At 73.1% G+C, this 22,337-nt stretch carries 18 protein-coding genes; 5 read left to right on the forward strand and 13 right to left on the reverse strand.

The features are described from left to right. Positions 1-8: 8 nt before the first annotated feature. The 4 genes from AC559T_RS26380 to AC559T_RS26395 all read right to left on the reverse strand — a co-directional run bounded on the left by AC559T_RS26380 (position 9) and on the right by AC559T_RS26395 (position 3,876). Positions 9-770 carry a TetR/AcrR family transcriptional regulator gene (locus AC559T_RS26380; RefSeq protein ID WP_498870443.1) on the reverse strand — a complete coding sequence of 254 codons (762 nt, stop codon included), beginning with the start codon at positions 768-770 and terminating at the stop codon, positions 9-11. Then, positions 743-1,852 (reverse strand): CaiB/BaiF CoA transferase family protein, encoded by a 1,110-nt coding sequence (locus tag AC559T_RS26385; RefSeq protein WP_071065603.1) that lies wholly within the window; start codon positions 1,850-1,852, stop codon positions 743-745. Before AC559T_RS26385 ends, AC559T_RS26380 begins: the two co-directional genes overlap by 28 nt. A gap of 88 nt (positions 1,853-1,940) precedes the next feature. Then, a complete protein-coding gene (locus AC559T_RS26390) occupies positions 1,941-3,134 on the reverse strand; it encodes a thiolase family protein (RefSeq protein WP_071065602.1) in 1,194 nt (397 codons plus the stop codon). 145 nt (positions 3,135-3,279) lie between these two features. Next, entirely contained in the window at positions 3,280-3,876 is a 597-nt protein-coding gene (locus tag AC559T_RS26395; protein ID WP_498870444.1) for a pyridoxamine 5'-phosphate oxidase family protein, read from the reverse strand. Positions 3,877-3,937: 61 nt separating this feature from the next. Here AC559T_RS26395 and AC559T_RS26400 point away from each other — a divergent pair, with 61 nt between their 5' ends. Then, positions 3,938-4,930 carry a helix-turn-helix transcriptional regulator gene (locus AC559T_RS26400; protein ID WP_112105846.1) on the forward strand — a complete coding sequence of 331 codons (993 nt, stop codon included), beginning with the start codon at positions 3,938-3,940 and terminating at the stop codon, positions 4,928-4,930. Between the two features lie 739 nt (positions 4,931-5,669). Here AC559T_RS26400 and AC559T_RS26405 read toward each other — a convergent pair. The 4 genes from AC559T_RS26405 to AC559T_RS26420 form a co-directional block, all read right to left on the reverse strand. After that, positions 5,670-5,957 carry an FDXHR family putative zinc-binding protein gene (locus AC559T_RS26405; protein WP_018503211.1) on the reverse strand — a complete coding sequence of 96 codons (288 nt, stop codon included), beginning with the start codon at positions 5,955-5,957 and terminating at the stop codon, positions 5,670-5,672. Between the two features lie 269 nt (positions 5,958-6,226). Further along, complete coding sequence (locus tag AC559T_RS26410; RefSeq protein ID WP_498870445.1) at positions 6,227-6,796, reverse strand: NUDIX hydrolase; 570 nt, start codon at positions 6,794-6,796, stop codon at positions 6,227-6,229. 346 nt (positions 6,797-7,142) lie between these two features. After that, the gene (locus AC559T_RS26415; protein WP_498870446.1) at positions 7,143-8,084 is read right to left on the reverse strand and encodes an ABC transporter permease; all 942 of its coding nucleotides are present in this window, start codon (positions 8,082-8,084) and stop codon (positions 7,143-7,145) included. Further along, positions 8,081-9,088, reverse strand: a complete 1,008-nt coding sequence (locus AC559T_RS26420; RefSeq protein WP_498870447.1) for an ATP-binding cassette domain-containing protein — start codon at positions 9,086-9,088, stop codon at positions 8,081-8,083. The genes AC559T_RS26415 and AC559T_RS26420 overlap by 4 nt, the downstream gene beginning before the upstream one ends. 558 nt (positions 9,089-9,646) lie before the next feature. Between AC559T_RS26420 and AC559T_RS26425 the strand changes: the two genes are divergently transcribed. Both AC559T_RS26425 and AC559T_RS26430 read left to right on the forward strand, forming a co-directional pair. Beyond that, positions 9,647-11,353, forward strand: a complete 1,707-nt coding sequence (locus tag AC559T_RS26425) for a sensor histidine kinase (protein WP_498870509.1) — start codon at positions 9,647-9,649, stop codon at positions 11,351-11,353. A gap of 242 nt (positions 11,354-11,595) precedes the next feature. Further along, positions 11,596-13,185, forward strand: a complete 1,590-nt coding sequence (locus tag AC559T_RS26430; protein WP_368951667.1) for a bifunctional aminoglycoside phosphotransferase/ATP-binding protein — start codon at positions 11,596-11,598, stop codon at positions 13,183-13,185. A gap of 42 nt (positions 13,186-13,227) precedes the next feature. Here the strand turns inward: AC559T_RS26430 and AC559T_RS26435 are convergent, their stop codons facing one another. After that, entirely contained in the window at positions 13,228-13,881 is a 654-nt protein-coding gene (locus AC559T_RS26435) for a response regulator (RefSeq protein ID WP_498870448.1), read from the reverse strand. A 194-nt stretch (positions 13,882-14,075) separates the two neighbouring features. Here AC559T_RS26435 and AC559T_RS26440 point away from each other — a divergent pair, with 194 nt between their 5' ends. Together AC559T_RS26440 and AC559T_RS26445 are read left to right on the forward strand one after the other, a co-directional pair. Further along, the gene (locus AC559T_RS26440) at positions 14,076-15,125 is read left to right on the forward strand and encodes an Acg family FMN-binding oxidoreductase (RefSeq protein ID WP_498870449.1); all 1,050 of its coding nucleotides are present in this window, start codon (positions 14,076-14,078) and stop codon (positions 15,123-15,125) included. A 28-nt stretch (positions 15,126-15,153) separates the two neighbouring features. Further along, positions 15,154-15,510 (forward strand): GNAT family N-acetyltransferase, encoded by a 357-nt coding sequence (locus tag AC559T_RS26445; RefSeq protein ID WP_498870450.1) that lies wholly within the window; start codon positions 15,154-15,156, stop codon positions 15,508-15,510. Between the two features lie 141 nt (positions 15,511-15,651). Here the strand turns inward: AC559T_RS26445 and AC559T_RS26450 are convergent, their stop codons facing one another. The 4 genes from AC559T_RS26450 to AC559T_RS26465 form a co-directional block, all read right to left on the reverse strand. Then, a complete protein-coding gene (locus AC559T_RS26450) occupies positions 15,652-16,896 on the reverse strand; it encodes a DUF1501 domain-containing protein (protein ID WP_498870451.1) in 1,245 nt (414 codons plus the stop codon). Between the two features lie 11 nt (positions 16,897-16,907). Continuing rightward, complete coding sequence (locus tag AC559T_RS26455) at positions 16,908-18,863, reverse strand: DUF1800 domain-containing protein (RefSeq protein ID WP_498870452.1); 1,956 nt, start codon at positions 18,861-18,863, stop codon at positions 16,908-16,910. Between the two features lie 484 nt (positions 18,864-19,347). Then, the gene (locus AC559T_RS26460) at positions 19,348-20,466 is read right to left on the reverse strand and encodes a hypothetical protein (RefSeq protein WP_498870453.1); all 1,119 of its coding nucleotides are present in this window, start codon (positions 20,464-20,466) and stop codon (positions 19,348-19,350) included. A gap of 651 nt (positions 20,467-21,117) precedes the next feature. Continuing rightward, entirely contained in the window at positions 21,118-22,197 is a 1,080-nt protein-coding gene (locus AC559T_RS26465; protein ID WP_498870454.1) for a class I SAM-dependent methyltransferase, read from the reverse strand. Positions 22,198-22,337 lie beyond the last annotated feature (140 nt).

Consider the following 22,337-nt stretch of genomic DNA (forward strand, 5'->3'; position numbering starts at 1 on the left):
GGCCCCGGTCAGCGCGGCACCGCACCCACGGTCTGCAGCGCGATGCCGACATAGCGGGTGGCGATCTGCGTGGGGGACAGCTCGCCGGCCGGATTGTACCAGCCGGCGATGGCCTGGCACATCCCCAGCAGCGCGCGGGCGGTGTCCCGGGGGCTGTCGACCGTCATCTGACCGGTCGCCTTCCCGTCCGCGAGGATCTCGACGAGCAGGCTCTCGAGCTTCTTGCGCAGCGTCGCGTACCGGCGGCGGTTCACCGGCTCCAGGTAGCGCAGCTCGGTGTCCAGGTAGGCGAGGGCGAACCGGTTCGACATGAACAGGACGACGGCCTCGAGGAGCCGCGCGAACCTGGGCACCGGCCCGTCGTCGGCCTCGGCGACGGCCGCGCCGGCCCGCTCGTTGACCTCGGTGACGGTGATCTCGAGGAGCGCGACGAGGATGCCCTGCTTGTTCGCGTAGTGGTAGTACAGCGCGGGGACGGTCACCCCGGCCCGGCGGGCGATGTCGCGCACGGTGGTCCCGTGGTAGCCGTGCTCGTAGAAGGCGGCCAGCGCGCCGGCGAGGATGGGGTGCAGGTCCGGCGGGTCGTAACTGCGCCAGTCCACCGGCGATCCGCCGGCATGCTCCCGCCCCGGCGGGACCAGCTTGCGGGTACTTCCGCGGGCCGGCGCGGCCGGCGCGGCCTCGGCGAGCTCGGGACGCGCCCCCGCGCCCCGCCCCCCGGCTGCGTCCGGCCCGGCCCGGTTCAGCCCGCTGACGGTGGCTTCGCCCATTCGTCCAGGATCGCTGCCGGGTCGCCGACGACCGCGCGGCCCGGTAGCGCGGTGGCGCTGCGCGAGAAGCGCGGCGCGGGTGCCGCCTGGGCCATCCCGTCGGTGTGCACGACGGCGCCGCGGTCGGCCATGTGCGGGTGGTCCTGCACCTCGGCGAAGCTCAGCACCGGCGTGACGCAGGCGTCGGTGTCCGTGAAGATCTCCGTCCACTCGTCGCGGGTGCGGGCGGCGAAGGCCTTGGTGAAGGCGTCCCGCAGCACCGGCCACCCGGTCGGGTCGAACTGGTCGGGCAGGCCCGCGTCGGCGAGACCGAGCACCTCCAGCAGCCGGGCGTAGAACTGCGGCTCCAGCGGCCCGACGGCCACGAAACGGCCGTCGGCGCAGGTGTAGGTGTCGTAGAACGGCCGGCTGCCGTCGAGCAGGTTCACCCCGCGCTCATCGGACCAGTCCCCGAACCCGTGCCAGTCGCCCATGCCACGCCAGGCCCACATCATCTGCACCAGGACGTTGGTGCCGTCCACGATCGCCGCGTCGATCACCTGGCCCTCGCCGGACCGCTCGCGTTCCAGCAGCGCGGAGAGGATCCCCACCAGCAGGAACATCGAGCCGCCGCCGTAGTCCCCGACGAGGTTCAGCGGCACCGGCGGGCGCTGCCCGGCCTCGCCCATGGCATGCAGCGCACCGGTCAGCGAGATGTAGTTGATGTCGTGACCGGCGCGGTTGGCCAGCGGGCCGGTCTGCCCCCACCCGGTCATCCGCGCGTAGACCAGGCGGGGGTTGCGGGCCTGGCAGTCCGCCGGGCCGAGGCCGAGCCGCTCGGTCACGCCCGGCCGATAGCCCTCGATGAGCACGTCGGCCCGCTCGACCAGGCCCAGCACCTGCTCCCGTCCGTCGGCGGAGCGCAGGTCCACCCGGACGATGCGCCGACCGCGCAGCTGGAGGTCGTCGGGCCCGTCGTCCAGCTCGGGACGTTGGATCCGCACGACGTCCGCGCCGAGGTCGGCGAGGATCATCGCGCCGTGCGGGCCGGGGCCGATGCCGGCGAGCTCGACGACCCGCAATCCGCTCAGCGGACCGGTCACGCTTCCTCCAGAGATGCCTGCGGAGATGCCTGCTGCGGGACGGCCGACGCCGACGCCGACGCCGACGCCGACGCCAGTGTCAGCGTTGTCAGAGGCGTTCGATGATGGTGGCGTTGGCCATGCCGCCACCCTCACACATGGTCTGCAGGCCGTAGCGCCCGCCGGTGGCCTCCAGGTAGTTGACCATCGTCGCCATCAGGCGGACGCCCGAGCCGCCCAGCGGGTGGCCCAGCGCGATCGCACCACCGCGCGGGTTGAGCCTGGCCGGGTCGGCGTCGAACTCCTTCGCCCAGAACAGCGGGACGGACGCGAACGCCTCGTTGACCTCGTAGGCGTCGATGTCGTCGATCCGCAGGCCGGACCGGGCGAGGATCTTGCGGGTGGCCGGGGCCGGGCCGGTCAGCATGATCAGCGGCTCGCTACCGGCGAGGGCGAAGGCGTGGAAGCGGGCCCGCGGGCGCAGCCCGAGCTCGACGGCCTTCGACTCGCTCATGATCAGAGCGGCGGACGCGCCGTCGGTCAGCGGGGAGGAGTTGCCCGGGGTGATGTGCCAGCCGATCTCCGGGAACCGCTGCGCGAACTGCTCGGTGTAGAAGGACGGCTTGAGGGCCGCGAGACCCTCGGCCGTGGTGGTCGGCCGGACGGTCTGGTCGACGGTGTGCGTGAACGTGCTGCCGTCCGGCGCGAGCGCCTCGACGGGGACGATCTCGTTGTCGAAGCCGCCGGCCTCGGCCGTCGCCGCGGCCCGCTGGTGCGACAGCGCGGAGAACTCGTCGAGCTCCTCGCGGGTCAGCTTCCAGCGGGCGGCGATCAGCTCGGCGCCGATGCCCTGGTTGGCCAGGCCCTCGGGGTAGCGGGCGATCATGCCCGGCCCGCGCGGGTCCTTCCCCGCCGCCGCGAAGCGCATCGGGATCCGGCTCATCGACTCGACGCCGCAGGCCACCACGACGTCGTAGGCGCCGGCCATCACGCCCTGCGCGGCGAAGTGCAGCGCCTGCTGGCTGGAGCCGCACTGCCGGTCGACGGTGGTCGCCGGCACCGACTCGGGGTAGCCGGCGGAGAGCACCGCACTGCGGCCGATGTTCGCCGACTGCTCACCGGCCTGGCCGACGCACCCGGCGATGACGTCGTCGATGAGCGCCGGGTCGAAGTCGTTCCGGCTGGTCAGCGCCTTCAGCGTCGTGGCGAGAAGCTCCACGGGGTGGGTCTCGGACAGCGCGCCGCCCGGCTTGCCCCGCCCTGAGGGGGTGCGCACGACGTCGACGATGACTGCGTTCTCCATGGGACTCCCTCACCGGCCGCCGGCACGATGCTTCTCTAGCGCTCGCTCAGTGCGACTTCTCGGACGTTACGAGCGCCCCGTCTCCAGGGTCAAGGAGTACGCCAGCGGGCCGCCGACCACGTGGGGTGCGCGGCGTCGTCACCGCTCACGGGCCGGACTGCTCGCGGACCGGAGTGTCGTTGCCCCGGCGCAGCACCCGCAGGCCGCGGCCGTCGGGCCGCCAGGTCTCGATGACCATCTCCTGGTCGTCCATCCAGATACGGACGATCTCGGTGATCCGTACGCGGAACAGGTCGAACGGGGTCGGCGGATCAACCTCCTCGACGAAGCGCCGGCGCGTGTCCGGATCGTCCACCCACTCGGCCCGGCCGGCGATCCGGACGTCCCCGCCGTGCATGTCGGTTCCGGGGCCGGGGTTCGCGTGCAGCGCGAACCGCTGGTCGCGGAGCAGGTCGTCCGACTTGCGCGCGCCCGGCATCCCGCCCAGCCACAGCTCGCCCAGGCGGAACTCGGCCTCGAGCCCGCTGACCCGGGGCGAGCCGTCGGCCCGCAGTGTCGCCAGCACGTGATGACGGAAGGTTCCGAACCGCTCGCGTACCGTCCGGGTGAACTCGGGCTCGGTGGCCTCCACCTCGCCCCAGCTCACGCCCGCCGCGTCCGTTCCCGGGCCGGCCGGCCGCTCCGTCGTGCTCGTGCTCGTGCTCGTGTTCGGCTTCGTGGTTGTGCTCGTGTCCGTCGTCATGGGCCCATCGTCGCCGCGGACCCTGACATCTTCTGTCCGGGTCCGCGGTTACCTTCGGTCAATGCGCTCCAGCCGGCTGATGGCTCTGCTGCTCCATCTGCAGGCGCATGGCCGGGCCACGGCGGGGGAGCTCGCCGCCCAGTTCGAGGTGTCCGTCCGTACCGTGCGCCGGGACGTGGCCGCGCTCGCCGAAGCGGGTGTCCCACTGTGGTCTGAGCCCGGCCCGCACGGCGGGATCCGTCTTGTCGAGGGCTGGCGGACGAACCTGGACGGGCTGACCGGCGACGAGGCGTCCGCGCTGCTCCTCGCCGGGGCGGGCGGGGACGTGCTCGGCGGCCTCGGCCTCGAGACGGTCGCCGCGGCCGCGCAGACCAAGATCCTCGCGACGCTGCCGCCGGAGTTGCGGGCACGGGCGGGCCGGGTCCGGGAACGCTTCCACCTCGACGCGCCGGGCTGGTTCGGCTCCGAGGAGCCCGTGCCGCACCTCGCGGTCGTCGCGGGCGCGGTCTGGTCCGGGCAGCGGATCACCGTCCGTTACGGGCGGCCCGACCGGACGGTGGAGCGTTCTCTCGAGCCGCTGGGCCTCGTTCTCAAGGCCGGTGTCTGGTATCTCGTGGCCCGCGGCGGGTCCGCCGTCCGCAGCTACCGGATCGGCCGGATCATCGAGGCTGCGGTCCGAAGCGGGCCGGAGGGCCGCTTCACCCGGCCCGCCGACTTCCACCTGGCGCGGTGGTGGGCGTCGTCGAACGAGGACTTCGCGCGCTCGCTGCTGCGCTGGCCGGCGCGGCTGTCGCTGTCCCCGCGAGGCCTGCGGAGCCTGCCCGGAGTGCTCGGCCCGCTGGCCGGCCAGCGGGCGCTGGCCACGGCCGGCGAGCCCGACGCGGATGGCTGGCGGGAGGTGGAGGTCTGGTTCGAGGGCCCCGATGTCGCCGAGAGCCAGCTCTGGGCATTCGGCCCGCACGTGCGGGTACTCGCCCCCGACTCCCTGCGCGAGGCCCTCGCGCGGACGGCACAGCAGGCGGCGGCGAACAACGGCGCTCCGAAGTCCGGCTGAGCCGCCCGCCGCACCGGCCCCGCTCCGCGCCCGCGCTGGCCGGCCGCGCCGCGCTGCTCGCCCGCGCTGCACCTGCGGCCCGGGGCGCGGGAGTGGTACCTCGGCTGGCTCGGGGAGCATCACCCCGACCTCCTCCCGCTGTACCGATCCCTCTACGGCGGGGGCTCCCACGCGCCGCGGGCCTACAGCGAGCGGATCTCCGCCCTGGTCCGGGACCTGGCCCGCCGGTACGGCATCGCCGGTGCCGCCGCGCCGGCCGCCTCACCGGCCTCCTCTCGGTGGGCGCCGGCGGAGGCACGTGGGGTGCGTGGGACGAATGGGGTGCGGGGTGGGCGTGCGGCGGTCATCCGCCGTGGTCCGACACGTGCCGTTACGGCGGTGTCCGCGGCGGTGGCCGGCCGGGCGCCGCTGGAGGAGCAGCTCCTCCTGCCCGGCTTCGGTTCCTGACCGGGCCGCTCGTTCCCCACCGCGCGGGCTCGGGCCGCCCGCGTTCCACGCTGCGTGATTCTTCTGTCGAACTGCGGGTGCGGCACGTAATGCGGTGTCGGGCCTTACCCGCGCCGAATCCTGGCTTATGACTGATCGTCCTGCGCAACCGGTGGGGAATCACCTCTTGTGGGCAGGGATCGGCAGGAAACCCGGCCGGTGAGTGCCGAGAACCGACGTCCGAAGGTTCGGCGCTGGGGGTCGGCGGCGGCTGCCGGGCGGCTGGCACCAGCGTCGCCAGCACCTGCGAGGGTCACGCGGGACGGGCGACCGTGTCGGTCGTGACCTGGCGCGGGATCGTGACAAGTCGGCCCGGGGATCGCTCGTCCTCCCTGCGCCAGTAGCCGCCGTCGGAGCGCAAGCCGGCCTCGCCGGGGGCCAGGCATCGTCCGCTGTCGCGGTGCGCGTCGAAGCCGGCGTACCCGACGAAGGTCTCGTGGCAGGTCGGGCAGTGCGCCGCGGTCAGCGCCGTCCAACGCACATCGCAGCGACCGCATCCGATGAGCGTCGGACGGTCGTAGTCGATGTCGCGGCCGGCCAAGAGCCACCCCCCCTCGTGTTTGCGGACGAATCCGCACTTCGCGCGGCCCGTCGCCGTCGAGCCGATTCTTTACGCTTGCCCAGTACTCCGGGCCGCATATGCGGGATCGACCGTAACGATTTCGTCGGCCGGGCAACCATGCGGGGGGCTACCAACGGGCGAGTCTGCCAAGAATATTACTCTTCGTATCCGTATGAATCCAAATAGTGTGTGGTGTCGAGAGGGTCGCCGCGGGCCCGCCGCCGTGCCCGCGGCGCGCGTCGTGGGGGTCAGCGGGCGCGCAGCGCGTCGAGGGGCGAGAGCCCCCCGGGCGTCGGCGGTCGGACAGGATGCCACCCGGGTTCGGAGTACCGTTCGCCACGCCGCCAGTGGACGAGCGCGGTGCGGTCGAGCGGGTCCAGGTCGATCTGGAGCTCGCCCAGCGGCCGCCAGCAGGTCTGGATCGCCTCCGGCGCGCCCTCGCCGGCCGCGCCCGGGCCGACGGCATCGTCCCAGCAGTGCGCGGTGAAGTACAGGGACACCCGCTCCTCGCCGGCGAGCCGGTGGTGCGCGGCATGGGCGAGGGTCAGCTCCGCCTCGTCGGCCCGGAGGCCGGCGATTTCCGCGGCCAGGCGCACGGCCGTCTCCCGTGCGGGTTCGCCCAGTCGTAGCGGCGCGCCGGGCAGGTACCACACCGGCGCCGGTGGCTCCGGCCGGCGTGCGCCCGCCGACGACCGTGGCTGCCGGGGCGTGGTGTCACGGGCCGTCGTGGCGTCACGCGCGGTCCTGGCATCGCAGGTGGTCCTGGTGTCACGGGCGGTTCTGGTGCCACGGGTGGTGAGGAGCACCGCGTCGTCCATGACGATGATCAGGTGTAGGTCGACCGGGAGACAGAGAGAACGCGACGGATACAAGGTCAACTACCGGCGCGTACCGTGCCGGCCCCGCGAGTGGCGTACATGTCGGGCCCTCGCTGCCGGTCGTCCTTCAGCCGTGGCGGCTGCCCCGTGAACGGCGGCCTGATCAAGGGTCAACACTGCCTCCACGGACGATCTCGCACGGTTTCCAGCACTTCAGGCTGAGAACAGATCATCGAGGTCTGAACGTGCAGTTGCAAGACCGCGGATGCAGAAACCGATGCAAGGGGCCACTGCACGTGCGTCCGGGCACCTTCGTCCGGGCTGATCAGGCCGTCTCGGGAGCCGGTCAACTCCGGCCGCGATACATCCGCATCGTCAGGGGGCCGAACACGGTGAGCAGAAGCGCGCACGACAGCGCGACCCATCCGAGCTGCTCAGCCGTGGCGACGCCGTGCATCAGCCCGCGGGAGGCGTTCGTCGTATGGGTGATCGGGTTGACGTCGACGAAGGCCTGGAGCCACCCGGGCAGCGTCTCCTGCCGCACGAAGATGTTGCTGACGAAGGTCAGTGGAAAAAGAATCATCATGCTCACGCCCATCACCGAGTTCGGGGTGCGCAGCACCATCGCCAGCACCGTCCACACCCAGGTGAGGCTGAACGAGAAGGCGATGACGACGGCCACCGCGGCCAGGACGCCGAGCGCGCCCCCCTCCGGCCGGAAACCGATCGCCAGCCCCAGTGCGAGGATGAGGACGGCGGCGATCGAATAGCGGAACACGTCGCCCAGCAGCGCTCCGACGAGTGCGGACGGCTGCCAGATCGGCAGTGACCGCAACCGGTCGAAGACGCCCTTGGTGATGTCGGTGTTGACGGTCACCCCGGTGTAGACCGTGATCATCACGATCGCCTGGACGAGGATTCCGGGCAGCAGGAACTGCACGTACTCCTGCGTCGACCCGGCGAGCGCGCCGCCGAACAGATAGGTGAACATCAGGGTCAACATGATCGGGAAGACGGTCACGTCGAAGAGCTGCTCGGGCACATGTCTGATCTTCAGCAGGGCCCGCCAGCCGAAGGTGAGCGAGGCCGCCAGCGGGGTGGGCCGCGCCGGGCGGGCACCGGTCGCGAGCACCGCGCGCAGATCCGGCGGCACGGCCGCCCCGGCCGCCGGCGGCCTTGTGCCCGCACCGGAGCCCGTGCCCGTGGCGCCTGTTCCGGCGGTGCCTGCGCTGGTGGTGGCTGTCCCGGCGGCGCCTGTTCCGGCGGTGGTCGTCTCGGCGGCGGTCATGCGACCCTCGCTCCGTTCATGTCGGTGGTGGTCTCGGTGGGGGTGGGCGCGCCGTCATCGGCCGGATGGCCGGTGAGGGCGAGGAAGACCTCGTCCAGGCTCGGCTGGCCGAGCGCGAACTCGGTCAGCTCGATGCCCGCGCGGTTCAGCCCCGCCAGCGCCTCCGCCACGGGCTCGCCGTCCGAGACCCGGGCGGAGAGCGCCACCTGGTCCGACTCGTACCGGACGGGGACGCCCAGTGCGCCGGTGAGCAGGCGCTCGGCGTCCGCCCGCTGCTCGGGCAGGCGGACGCGCACGTGGAGGGTGCCCGAGCCGACCGAGGACTTCAGCTCGCCCGGAGTGCCCTCGGCGATCACTCTTCCGTGGTCGATCACCGCGATCCGGTCGGCGAGCTGGTCGGCCTCGTCCAGGTACTGGGTGGTGAGGATGACGGTCGTGCCACCGGCGACCAGCGCCCGGACGATGTCCCACACCTGGGCACGGCTGCGCGGGTCGAGGCCGGCGGTCGGCTCGTCGAGGAACATCAGGTCGGGGGTGACGACGAGGCTCGCGGCGATGTCCAGCCGGCGGCGCATCCCGCCCGAGTAGGTCTTGGCCATGCGCCCCGCTGCCTCGGTCAGACCGAAGGCCTCGACGAGTGCCGCGGCGCGCGCCCGCGCGGCGGACCGGTCGTGGCCGAGCAGGCGGGCCAGCAGGATGAGGTTCTCGGTGCCGGTGAGATCCTCGTCCACGGACGCGTACTGGCCGGTCAGGCAGACCCGGCTGCGCACCGCCGCCGCGTCGGTGACAACGTCGTGGCCCAGGACCCGCGCGTAGCCGGCATCCGGGCGCAGCAGGGTGGCGAGCATGCGGATCGTCGTCGTCTTGCCGGCACCGTTCGGCCCGAGCACCCCGTAGACGCTGCCGGCCGCGACGTGCAGGTCGAGCCCGTCGACGGCGCGGGTGCCGCCGAAGGTCTTCACCAGGCCCACGGCCTCGACGGCGGGCGGGGAATGTGTGTTCATCACGCCTCCGGAACGTGTTGTCTGGCTGCGGCTGCGGCTGCGGCTGCAGCCGCAGCCGCCGAGCGACGGGCGGGTGCCAGGCGGCCACCGGCCAACTTGCTGAGCACGGTAGGCGCGACCTCCGACAGTTCGGCTCGGCCGCCGCCGGGGGTGCCGAAAGGCCCCACGCGGTGAGCCTGTGCGGTATCCGTCTCCGTGCTGGTCGTGGCCCGGTCGGCAGCGCGCCCACCTGGGACGGGACGCCCGGGCCCGGTCCGTCCGGCCGTCCCGGAGGCGAGCGATCGGGGCTGGCGGCGCGCTGATATTCGATAGCGTCTGTAGACCATGGACCCGTGGCCCGAGGGCGTCGGCGGCGATCACCGTCTCGGCGGCGATTCCGGTGCCGCCGGTGCCGCCGGTGCCGCCGGTGCCGCTGGTGCAGCTGGCGGTGCCGGCACCGGCGCCGGAATCGACGAGATCCGGGAGATCCACAAAATTCAGCAGATCCGGGAAATACGCGAGATCCAGGAGATCCTGACGGCTCGGGACGTCGAGGAGACCACCGAGAGCCTCAAGATCATGGACGTCCCGGACGCGTTCGACGAGTTCGGCGCGGAGCGCCCCGGCCGGCTCGAGCTGGACGAGCTGATGGCGCAGCTCGTCGAGCGCGCGCATGAGGTGATGACCACCCAGGGCCGGCTGCGCGGCCTGCTGCGGGCGCACCGCGCGGTCGCCGCCGACCTGAGCCTGGAGGTCGTCCTCCGGCGGATCGCGGAGGCCGCCTGCGAGCTGGTCGACGCCCGCTACGGCGCGCTCGGCGTGATCGCCCGCGACGGCCGGCTCGAACAGTTCATCCACGTCGGGATGGACGCCGATCTGGTCGGCCGGATCGGCCACCTGCCTCGCGGCGAGGGGGTGCTCGGGCTGCTGACCGCCGAGCCCCGAGCCGTCCGCCTCGACGACATCGCCGCGCACGAGCACGCGGTCGGCTTCCCGCCCGGCCACCCGCCGATGCGCACGTTCCTCGGCGTCCCGATCAAGGTCCGCAGCGAGGTCTTCGGGAACCTCTACCTGACCGAGAAGCGCGGCGGGCGCCGTTTCACCGCGCAGGACGAGGAGCTCGTCCTGGCCCTCGCCGCGAGCGCCGGCGTGGCGATCGAGAACGCCCGGCTGTTCGGTGCGGCGCAGCGCCGCCAGCAGTGGCTGCAGGCATCCGCGGACATCATGCGCCACCTGCTGGCGGACGGGCCGGAGCCGCTCACGCTGATCGTCGCGCGGGCCCGCGAGGTCGCCGACGCCGATCTGGCGTGCGTCCTGCTCGCCGCCGGGGCGACCGAGGAGCTGCTCGTCGACGCGGCCGACGGCCCGCAGGCCGACCGCCTCCTGGGCGAGTCCGTGCCGACGGCCGGAACCCTCGCCGGCCGGGCGGTCGCGGCCGGGCGGCCCCTGCTGGTCGACGACGCCGCGGCCGAGCCGGGCGTCACCGGCTTCGGCGGCCTCGACATCGGCCCGCTGATGGTCATCCCCCTGGTCGGGGCGCAGGTCGGGACGGGCGCGGTCGTGCTGGCCCGGGGGCCCGCGGGCCGGCCGTTCGCCGACGGCGATCTGGACATGGCGGCGACGTTCGCCGGGCATGTGCAGGTCGCCCTCGGCCTGGCCGCGTCCCGGGCCACCCGTGACCGGCTGCTCGTCCTGGAGGACCGCGACCGGATCGCCCGTGACCTGCACGACCACGTCATGCAGCGGCTCTACGCCGTCGCGCTGGGCCTGCAGGGGATGGCGGCCGCCGAGGACCGCCCGCAGTCCGCCGGCCGGCTCGCCACCTACGTCGACGACCTCGACGCGACCATCCGGGAGATCCGCTCGACGGTCTTCGAGCTGCGCGGGCGGCGCAGCACTGGCGGGCCGGGCGTGCGGGCCCGCCTCGGCGAGATCGTCGAGGAGGTCGCCGAGGCGCTCGGCTTCAGCCCGCGCCTGCGGGTGGACGGCCCGCTCGACACCGCGCTGGAGGGGAACATCGCCGACCATCTCCTCGCCGTCGCGCGGGAGAGCCTGTCGAACGTGGCGCGCCACGCCCGCGCCAGCCGGGTGGAGCTGTCGGTCACCGTCGGCCAGGGCTGGCTGTGCGCCGAGGTCACCGATGACGGGGTCGGGCTGGGCGACACCGGCCGGCGCAGCGGCCTGCACAACCTGCGCAGCCGCGCCGAGGAGCTCGGTGGGACCTTCGACATCGCCCCCGGCCCGTCCGGCGGCACCCAGCTGCGCTGGGCGGTCCCGCTGCCGTAGCCCGCCGGCCGCTCGAGCCGGGCCCCGCGGTGGACGTCCGGCGCCGGACGTCCGGGCTGTCGTCGACGGGTCCGAGGACCATCGCGGGGGGGTGCAAAGGACCTCCCGGTCCGTGCCCTCGGAGGGACCAACAGGGGGGTCGCGCGCGGCACGATGGTTCCGGGTGAGACGGACCATCGACAGGACAGCGGCGATCGGATCCCGGCGGCGGGGGCGGCGGTGTCCGGTGCGCAGGAGGTGCCATGCCGGCTGACCAGAAGACCGCGGCGTCGGTCCCGGCCGATCTGTGGTCTCGCCCGACCGGCGAGACGCGGGTCGTCGAGACGGGGAGCGCGGTCCTCTGCCTGCACGGTGATCGTGTCTACAAACGGAAGAAACCCGTTGAGCCGGGGCTCCTCGACCTGCGGAGCCGGGCGGCCCGGCTGGCGGCCTGCCGCGCCGAGGTGGAGCTGAACCGGCGGCTCGCTTCCGACGTGTACCTGGGGGTCGCCGACGTCCTCGGCGACGGCGGCGAGGTGTGCGACCATGCCGTCGTCCTGCGGCGAATGCCCGCCGGCCGCCGGCTCTCCGCGCTGGTGCGCCACGCGGACCGCGTCGACGACCAGCTCCGCGCCGTCGCGCGGGCGGTCGCCGCGTTCCACGAGCGGTGCGGGACGTCCGAGGTGATCGGCCGTTCCGGCGACGCCGAGGCTGTCGCGGGGCAGTGGAAGGAGGCGCTCGGCGGCCTCGAGCCCTTCCAGGGGAAGGTCATCGACGCCGACGTCGTCGACGAGATCGGGCGGCTGGCGCTGCGGTACCTGGCCGGCCGCGGCCCGCTGCTGGCCGAGCGCCGGCGCGCCGGGCGGATCCGCGACGGCCACGGCGACCTGCGGGCCGAGAACATCCACTGCCTCGACGACGGCCCGCGCATCCTGAACCGGGTCGAGTCCGACCCGCGGCTGCGGGCCGGGGACGTCCTCGGCGACGTCGCCGTTCTGGTGATGGACCTGGAGCGGCTCGGCTCGCCCGAGGACGCCGAGCGCCTGATGCGCTGGTACCGTGACTTCTCCGCGCAGGCCCATCCGCCTTCGCTCGAGCACTTCTACATCGCCTACCGGGCCTTCACCGAGGCCCGGGTGACCTGCCTGCGGTACCGGCGGATCCTGGCCGAGGCGGGGGCGGAGGCCGGCCCGGGCCCGGGCGCCGAGGCCGGCGAACGGGCCCGGCGGCTCGCCGACATCGCCTACCGGCACCTGCGCCGGGCCCGGGTACGGCTGGTCCTGGTCGGCGGCCTGCCCGGCACCGGGAAATCGACCCTCGCCCGTCGGCTCGCCGACGCGGACGACGGCCGCCTGCTGCTGCGCTCCGACGCCGTGCGGGCGGAGCTCGCCGCCGACGGCCACGTCGATCCGGACACCCCCGGTAGCGGGCCTGCCATCCCGGAGCGGCCCGCCGTGCCCGCGGACCTCGGCGCGTCCTTCATCTGGCCGTTGTCCTCGGAGATCACCGCGCGGACCTACACGGTGCTGCTGTCCCGTGCCCGCCGGGCACTGGAACGCGGCGAGACGGTGATCATCGACGCCTCCTGGTCGGACGGCCGCCACCGCGCGGCGGCCGCGCGGCTGGCGCGCGAGACGGCCGCGGAGTTCCTCGAGCTGCGCTGCGTGACCTCACCGGAGGTCGCGGCCACGCGGCTGACCCGCCGGGACTCCGCCAGCGACCCAGCTGGCGCCACGTCCGCGGTACACCGCGCGATGAGCTCGTGGGCGGAGCCGTGGCCGACCGCCAGGGTGATCCAGACGACCGTGCCGGTCGCCGAGGTGTTCCACGCCGCCGAGCGCTGCATTGCCTGACGGGCGTCCGGCGGGCCTGACGGCCGCTTTCAGGCGCTGCCGTCAGGCGTGGCGACGCGCGGCGTACACGGCGGCCTGCGTGCGGCTGCTCAGGCCCAGCTTGTCGAGGATCGACGAGACGTAGTTCTTCACGGTCTTCTCGGAGAGGTGCAGCCGGCCGGCGATCTGGCGGTTGGTCAGGCCCTCGGCGATCAGGACCAGGATCTCCCGCTCCCGGGTGCCCAACACCGCCGAGGCCCGGCCCACGTCGCTTCCCTCCCGGAGCCGGGCGAGGACCCTGGCGGTCACGGCCGGGTCGAGCAGGGAGCCGCCGGCCGCGATGGTCCGGATCGCGCCCACGAGGTCGGTGCCGCGGATCTGCTTGAGCAGGTAGCCCGCCGCCCCTGCCATGATCGCGGCGAAGAGCGCGTCATCGTCGTCGTAGGACGTGAGGATCAGACAGCCGACCTCGGGGCAGGCCGCGCGGATGTCCCGGCAGACGTCGATGCCGCTGCCGTCCTCCAGCCGGGCGTCGAGCAGCGCGACGTCCGGCCGCAGGCGGGGGACGAGGGCGGCCGCCTCGGACCCGGTCGACGCCTCGCCCACGACCTCGATGCCGCCGGCGTCACTGAGCACCTCGCGGACCCCACGACGGACGATCTCGTGGTCGTCAAGGAGGAAGACCCGTACCGTGGGTAGCTCTCGTACTGAGTTCATCTCTCGTGCCGTGTGAATCCCCCGTACCGTGTGCGTCCCCGCAGCGTCCATTCGGGCAACAATAGCCGCGGTGCGGCGCTTTCCGGTCACCGAGCGACGGCGGACCGCAACGAGACACGCGTCCGCCCCGGGGCCGGGGGAGCCGGCGCCCGGGCGGGCATAAGGATGCTCGGAGCAGACAGACGGGAGAGGTCATGGTCGACACCGCGGTACGCCTGACGGAGGACGACGCCCGCGCGATCGTGGCGCAGGCCACGCTCGCGCCGTCGATCCACAACACCCAGCCCTGGCGGTGGCGCTTCGACGCCGACGGTCTGCACCTGTTCGCCGATCCCGAGCGGTTGCTGCACGTCGCCGACCCGGAGGGACGCCAGCTCCTGGTCAGCTGCGGGGCCGCCCTGACCTTCGCCCGGCTCGCCGCGCGCTCGCGCGGCCTGCTCCCCGTCGTGGCCCTCGGCCCGCTCGACGACGGCGCCCCGCCGTCCGCGGACGTCCCGCTGGCCACGATCGCCGTAGCGGACCGCCGCCCGCCCGCGCCGGCCGAGGCGGAGCTGGCGGCTGCGATGTCCAACCGGCACACCGACCGCCGTCCGTTCCTGACAGGGGAGCGGGGGCGGCTCGGGGCCGACGACCTCGCCGCGCTGCGCCGCGCCGCCGAGGCGGAGTCGGCCTGGGTGCGGTTCGTGGAGAGCGCGGACGCCCGGGTCGAGACGTCGGTCCTGCTCTCCCGCGCGGACTGGCAGGAGGCCCACGATCCCGCCTACACCGAGGAACTGAGGCACTGGAGCCGCACCTCGCCGCAGGCACGCGACGGCATCCCCCGCGAGGCCGTCGTCGGTGGCGCGGCGACGCGCCAGTCCGAGTTCGTCCTGCGGGACTTCGACGTGGTCGGCGGCCTCGAACCGGCCGGCGCGGCCGGTTCGTCCGAGCCGGCGGTGGAGCGGCTGGCGGTGGAGCGGCCGACGGTCGTCGCCATCGGCACCGACTCGGATCGGCCCACCGACCGGCTGCTCGCCGGCGGTGCGACGGGCCGGGTGCTGCTCACGGCGACGGCGCGCGGGCTCGCCGCCTCACCGCTGGGGCAGGTGCTGGACGTCTCCGCCATCCGCGAGCTGATGCGTTCGGCGACCGGGGGCATCGGTCACGTGCAGATGCTGCTGCGGCTGGGCCGCCCCGACCCCGAGCAGCCGCCGCTGGCGGCCACCCCCCGGCGGCCGGTCGAGGAGATCCTCGACATCGCCTGATCCGCGCGGACCGGCAAGGATGGGCGCCATGGACGTGACAGTCGTCGACAACCCCCCGGCCGGCCGGTTCGAGGCCAGAACTCCGACCGGGGAGGTCGCGGGGTTCGCCGAGTACACGCGGTCGAGCTCGCGAATCATCTTCACCCACACCGAGGTCGATCCGGCCCACAAGGGCACCGGCGTGGGCTCCGCGTTGGCTGCTGGGGCGCTCGATTCGGCGCGCGCCCAGGGCTTGGCCGTCATCCCCCGGTGCCCGTTCATCAAGGCCTACATAGATCGGCATCCCGCGTACGCGGACCTGGTACGACGGCCCTCCACCTCCTCACCCGCGCCCACGAGCCGGCACCAGGAGCCGGGCCGACAGCGGGGCCCTGACCAGCGCTGAGGCCCTGACCAGCGCTGAGGGGCTGACCAGCATCGGGCGGCGGGCCAGCGCCGGGGCCCCGGCGGACACCGGGGCCCCGGCCGCCTTCTCGAGGAGGGGACGTCCACCGCGCGTCGGGGATACAGCGCGCGGGAGGTCGCGTCAGGCCGAGGTGACCCCGACCGGGGCGTGGGTCAGCCCGGGGAAGACCGTCCCGAGCTGCTCCTGGGACATCCCGAGCCAGCGGATCACGTCGCCCAGGACGTTGCGGTAGTCGTTCAGGACGGGCACCGCGCCGTCGTCCAGCTGGTCGGGCGCGAGGCCCGTCCACTTGCCGTGCACCCCGCCGACCGCGCCGCCGCCGATCACGAACATGACGCCGCCGCCGCCGTGGTCGGTCCCGCCGTTTCCGTTGGTGTCCGCGCGCCGGCCGAACTCCTGGATGGTGACCAGGGTGACGTCGGCGGCCTGCGGGCCGAGGTCGGCGAAGAACGCCGCGATCGAGTCGCCCTGCCGCTTCTGCAGCGTCGCCAGGCTGCCGGTCACCCCGCCCTGGCCGACATGGGTGTCGTAGCCCCCGGTCTCCATCGCCGCGACCCGGAGCCCGGTCCCGGATTTGATCAGGCGGGCGACGTCCCGTAGCGCTCGGCCCAGGCCCTCGTCGGGGTAGGTCACGCCGTCGGCCGGGGTGTAGGGCTTGGCCGCGATCTGCTTGCCCTCGGCTAGCGCGGCCAGGGTCGTCGCGACGCCGCGGGCGTAGGGGCGGCCGGCGTCGGGGCCGGCGAAGAGCGCGCCGAGCGCGGTGGCCGTCGCGGTCTCCTCGGCACCCTGGCCCCAGCCGTTCGCCTTGAAGTTGTCGATGCCGTTGAGGGTCAGGGCCTCGGCGGAGCCGAGGTAGGAGGTCGGCAGCGAGCCGCCCTCCTGGATCCCGCGGAACGCCGAACCCGGGCTCAGGACGCTCAGCAGGCGGGCAAGATAACCGCTGTTCTGGCCGGCACCGCCGATCTCGAGGTTGAACGTGTCCTGAAAGTGGCTGCGTGAGTTGTCGAGCAGCCCCGCGGCGGGAACCGCCGCCACCTTCCCGGCATCCAGCAGCGGCTTCAGCGACGCGTACGCGGGATGCAGGCCGAACGTCCGATCCATCGGGATGAGCTGGCCCGTCGGGATGGCGATGTCGGCGCGCAGGCCCGCGTAGTTCGGGTCCGCGCCCGGCACCAGTGCGTTCAGGCCGTCCATCCCGCCGCGCAGCGAGATCACGACCAGGGTTCGGCCGGGGGTGTCGGCGAAGGCCACGCGGATCGGCAGCACGGAGGCGACGCCGGCCGTGATGCCGACGGCGCCGGCCGCCGCGAGAACTCCGCGCCGGCTGAGCGTGCACTGGTCGGCCGCAGGTAGATTCTTTACCATCGGTCGGCCGCCTATCCGTAGACGTGGTAGGGGGAGTCGAGAATGAGCGAGCCGAGCTGGCCGACGAGATACTCGTTGTCCGCCGGCTTCCGCGACCCGCGGTCACCGAGGAATGTCGCCAGTGCCGCGCCGTGCTCGGGCGCGAGCGGCTGGAACACGAGCCGCCGGGCCAGCACGTCCACCACCTCGGCCATGGCGGCCGGTGGCGCGTCCCCGAGCAGGCTGTTCACCGCCGGGGTTCCCAGACCCTTCGGATACCACCCGTTGAGAAGGTTCCGGTGCATGTTCCACCGGCCGATCGTGGCTGACGCCGAAACCCATCGCTCCGCCCGCAGCGGATATCCGTCCGGAGCCGGCCACGCCAGCGGTGCCATTCCCATGTCGTTGGCCATCCAGTACAGCGCGACGACGGGTTCGGTGCCCGAGGCCGGCGGGCCGATCCCGAGAACGCGCAGCGTGGCGACGATGTCCTCCAGCGGCCGGCGGGTGCGCAGGCCCACTGCCTGGCCGAACTCGGCGGAGGTGAACAACGCCTTCAGTACCGGTGCGATCGCGGTGTCGTTCGCCAGGTAGGTCTGCGCCAGCATGTCGCAGAGGGACTGCGGCGGATCGTCCGCGACGAAATAGGTCGCCAGCTTGCGGGTGAGGTACGCGGCGGTCGCCGGGTGATGCGCCAGATGGTCCAGGTAGGCCTTCATCACGGCCTCCCCACCCTCGGCGGAGCCGTTCGGCGAGGAGAAGTCCAGCACCTGGACCGGGCCGACGTAGTGGTCTTTCGACTTGAACGCGTACTTCTTCGACTCGGCGTCGATGGAGATCCCGGTCAGGATGCGGGCGCTGTTCAGGACCCCGTCCTGGCCGTAACCGGCACCCACGCCGACGGTGTGCAGTTCGAGCAGTTCCCGTCCGAGATTCTCGTTGAGCGCCCGCACGGTGGACCGGTCGGCGTTCAGCCGACGGATCATCGCCGGGCTCGTCGTCTCCGCGAGCAGCAGATCCGCGAACCGGCCCAGTGCGTTCGGTCGGATGACCTCCCGGTCGTCCGGGAACGAGTCCCGCCACAGGTTGTCGTTCGGGTAGCCCTTGTTGAACACGTGTGACTGCCAGAAGTCGACCATCCGCTCCAGCAGTTGGCGGTTCGACCAGGTCATTCGCGCGATCGAGGCCACCGCGAGCCCGATCACGTCCTTGTAGTCGATGTCGCCCTCGATGGCGTGGAGCTCGCGGCCGGTCTTGGCCAGGAACGGGAAACGACCGAGGACCGCGTCGACCGTCCCGTCGCCAATCGAGGCCGGATCGAGCTGTCGGTCCAGCCATGCTCCGACACCCGCAGCCTTCACCTCTGCCACCAGCTCCGGTGTCGGCCCGAACGTGGCCCGGTTCAGCAGGTGCACCACCGGGTCGCGCCCGCGCAGGAAGGCCGGCGTCGCGGCACCGGCACCACCCCCGGCGGGCGGGGGAGGCGAGGCCGTCGGGGACGGACCGGGTGTGCCCGGTGCACCCGGCGTGCCCGGTGTCGTAGGCATGGTGGTCGGCGTGCCGGTGGCCGTCGGCGCCGTGGTGGGCCCGCCGGTCATCGGAGGTCGCGTGGTCGGCGCGACGGCCGTCGCCGTGGCCGTCGGTATCGCTCCGCCGCCACCGCCGGGGCCGCCGAACGAGCAGCCTGCGGCGGTCAGCCCGAAGGCCGCCAGCGAGCCGAACAGTCCGCGTCGGCTCGCTGTGCCGGCCGTCGTCCGAGGTCCGTCGTGCGGGGCTGCGTCGTGCGGAGTGCGCGGGTCCACGTCGTGAGGGGCGGCGTCCTGCGGGTTGCGTTGCTCCGTGTCGTGCGGGGTGCGTGGGGTGTTCGGGTTGCGTGGGCCGTTCGGTTTGTGCGGCCGGGCGCGGTACCGGAGTCCCGTGAGTCCCGCGACGCCGCCCCGCGGCGGTGAGCCGACCGGCGTCCGGTCGGCTTCGTGCCTGCCTGCCATGCAGACCATCCCTGTTGGAGTCGAGCCCTGAGACCCCCCCAAGGGCCCGTTCGGTTACTCGACGGCGTCACAGTAATGCGGCGCCCGGACCCTGCCTGGGGAGGTCCGTCTCGTTTTTCAGGGTTTGACGTGGTGTAGCGCAACGATCCGGCGATGGGAGTTCGTCGGGAGCCGGTTACCGCGGGTGGTCTCCTCAAATGATCGCCAGGATGGTGGAGATGTGCTGTGCTACAGGCGATGTCGGGTGCTGGTCGGGAGCGCCCCAGGTGGGGGCCGCGCATTCGTCTCGCCGGTGGAACCCTTGGAATGCCATGGGAAGACCTATGGACGACCTTGTTGCGGCTGGGCCGATGGCCAGGAGTGCACGTTCGGTGCCCGGAACGACACGTGGCGAAGTGTCCTGTGGGTCACTCCGGCGCTCGGTCGGCGACGCCCATGGAGCGCCCGTAGTGCTGGTTGTGGACCGTCGCGGCGGCCGGCCTGCTTACGGCCGGCCGTACTCCCGGCTGTGCTGCCGGACGTCGTCGAGCGCGGGGAACTGATCCGGCCCGGTCGTGGCGGCGGGCACGAGCGCGAGATCGGATCGGCGGCTTCGCTCCTGAAACGACCGGCGCCTCAGCCCGCCGGCGAGGGGAGCGCCTGCCAGCCCGGCCACCGCGAGGCCGACTGCCAGCGTGTTCATCCCGGTGAGCAACGCCTGCTCCGCACCGGAGCGCGGCGCCGCCATGCGCGTACCTGGCCGTGGCCCTGCTCCACCGCCCGTGCTTCCGCCGGTGGCACTGTCACCGGCAGTGCTGTCATCGGTGATGCTGCCTCCGGTGCCGGCACGGACGGAGCCGGGACCATCGCCGCCCGCCGGCCCGTTCGCCACGCCACCGCTCGTCGCGGAGCCGGCCGAGGTGCCGTCGGGGGGAGCGTCGCCGGTCGGTGCTCCGCCGGCCGCGGTGCCCTGTTGGACGGGGGCGTCGCCTCCCGGGCTGGCACCGTCCGTTCCGGTCCCACTTCCCGTGCCGGCGCCGATGCTGCCTGCCGTGTCCGTCCCGCTTCCTGCGCCCGTGCCGGTTCCCGCCGGTGAACCGGGACCGGAGCTCGTTGTCCCGCCGCTGGACCCCGTCCCGGCGGCGGGCGCGGGCCGCTGCCGGGTTACCGGCGGACCAGGCGGAGCCTGCGTAGGCGCGGGTGCCGAGTTGCCGCGGGCCGCGGCCTGGCGGGAGAACTCGGCGATCGCCTCCGCCGCCTCCTGGAATCGGCGGATGCTCTCGGACTCCTCGTCGGGCCCCAGATCAACGTCGACGTCGATCTGCCCGAGCACGTCCTCGGCCTCGAACGCGATGAGGGCGGCCCGAGCCGGTGCGGTGACCTCCCGGCTCGGCGTGCCGGCCTGCGCTGCGGCGGTCGGCATGAGGAGAGCCACGGTGAGTACCGAGGGCAGCGCCGAGATCAGCAGCGTGCCCGGCAGCAGGCGACCGCGTGCCGTCGACGGTGTCGCACGGCTCCCGCCGGAAGCCGCTCGCGTCCGGTGGGAATCGGCTCCCGGACGCTGGGGATTCGAGCCCGGCCACCACGCCGACCGCCGCGTCGACGTCCCCCGCACCGTACGCATATTCAGTCCTTTCGCTTCCGCCAGTCCGATTCTGGCGGTTTACCGCGGGTCGACGGCGGTTTGCCGGGCGTCTCATTCGCGACAACGTGGCACTTTGTCGTTGTTTGCGGCCCTACGTCCGGTCCGGGTCGGGTAGCCGGCCGACCGCAGCGCGCTGCGGGCACCCCGATGAGCGCCATGAGAGTGCTATGAGCCATACGAGACCTACGAGCCCCACGAGACCGTCGGGCACGTGCGACGAGCCGCCGGTGTCCGGGGCGGCTCCAGGTGCGGTGCCAGGTGCGGTGCCCCGGGCGAGTACCGGCAGAAGACGTCCAGGTCCTGGCGCCTACCTGCTCGGTGGGCACGTGGCGGCGGTCCCCTGTGGGGTGACCGTCACGGCAGTCTCCGGCGCGGCGCTCCGGCGGGCAACGCCCCACGCCGGACGGGCGACGGCAGGGTTCGAGGGGCCGCCGCCGAACGCCCGTACGCCGCAGAACATGAAATGGCAGCTAAAAATTAGCTCGGTATCCGCGGGCGCGAAAACGTTTTCGCGGATGGTGCGGTGCAGCCGTTGCGGGAATCATCCCCGACGGACGTCGAAACCGCCGGAATCCTCGCCTGCTGGAATTTTCGGCCGGCGCTCGTCAGCCCGGCGGATCTACCTCGCACCTATTCGTGCGCCGGCACGCGGCAGTGCCACGTGAAGTACATGTAGCCCGGGCTGATCCCGAGCCGGTGCTCGGCCGCTCGGTCGGCGATGACCTTCAGGTCCGCGGCGATCACCCCGTCGAGCATTCCGGGGACGTCGAACTCCCGGGACCAGTCGGGCCACAGGTTCTCCCCGGTCAGCGCGGCCTCGAGCATCGACGCGGTGCACAGCAGGTCCGCCTCGAACCCGGATTTGCGTAGCCGCTCGGTCAGATCGAACCCGAAGCGCCAGAAGACCGGGGTCCAGTCCATGTGGAACTCGGGTTCCGTCGGCGGCGCGGTCACCCCCTGGCCGACCGGGACCTGCAGGACGAGGTGCCCGCCCGGGGCGATCACCCGGCGAAGCTCCGCCAGCGCACTGTCCGTGTCCGGAACGTGCTCGAGCACGTGCGAGCACAGCATGACGTCCAGCGACGCGTCCGGCAGGTCAATCGCCTGCAGATCGAGCCGGATGCTGCCGCGGTGCGCGCGCATGTCCAGATCGGACGTCCGGTAGAAGAACCAACTGGACATCGCCGAACGGTAGTCCTCGCCGAGACGCGGACTGCACTCGATGACCCGGAGCGCGGGGTTGAGATCCACCGACTGGGCCAGGCACCAGTGCATGAACCGGTCACGCCCGTTGGCACCACAGGACGGGCACAGCGACATCTCGACATGGCCGGCAAGATCGAAGTCCTCGCCGTGCCACCGGCAGATGTTACAGATCACCGGGCCCTCGTCGCCGAGCGGAACCCACGGTGGGACCTCCGGGTCCGGCGCCGGGCGGCGCTCGCCGCCGAGGTCGTCCGAGCCGTCGAGACCGTCGGTTCCGGCTTCCGGCGCGGCCGTGTCCGCCAGCACCTCGCCGAGGTCCTGTGTCTCCGGCGGACGCAGCGCGGCTCGTCCGGCCCGGCCGGCCACCCGGTAGGCCGCGCCGGCCGCGCGTCGCATAACCGCCCGCGGGTCCTCTGCGAGCAGGCCGTTCACGCGCCTGGCCACGAAGTCCGCCGGTCCCCGGCCGCTGCCGGCCCGGTACATGCCGGCCACCCCATGTTCCATGTCCGTGTGCCCCCTGTCGGCGTTGCCGCTGCGTCTCCGTCCGGGCAGGCGACGGCCCCCTCACCCTCGAGGGGATGCCATGTCCCGCGCCGCCCGCCCCGGAATCCGCGTGCGCCCGGTCGAGACCCGGCGGCCCGATC

The organism is Frankia sp. Hr75.2 (genome assembly GCF_949319125.1).
Lineage (GTDB): Bacteria > Actinomycetota > Actinomycetes > Frankiales > Frankiaceae > Parafrankia > Parafrankia soli.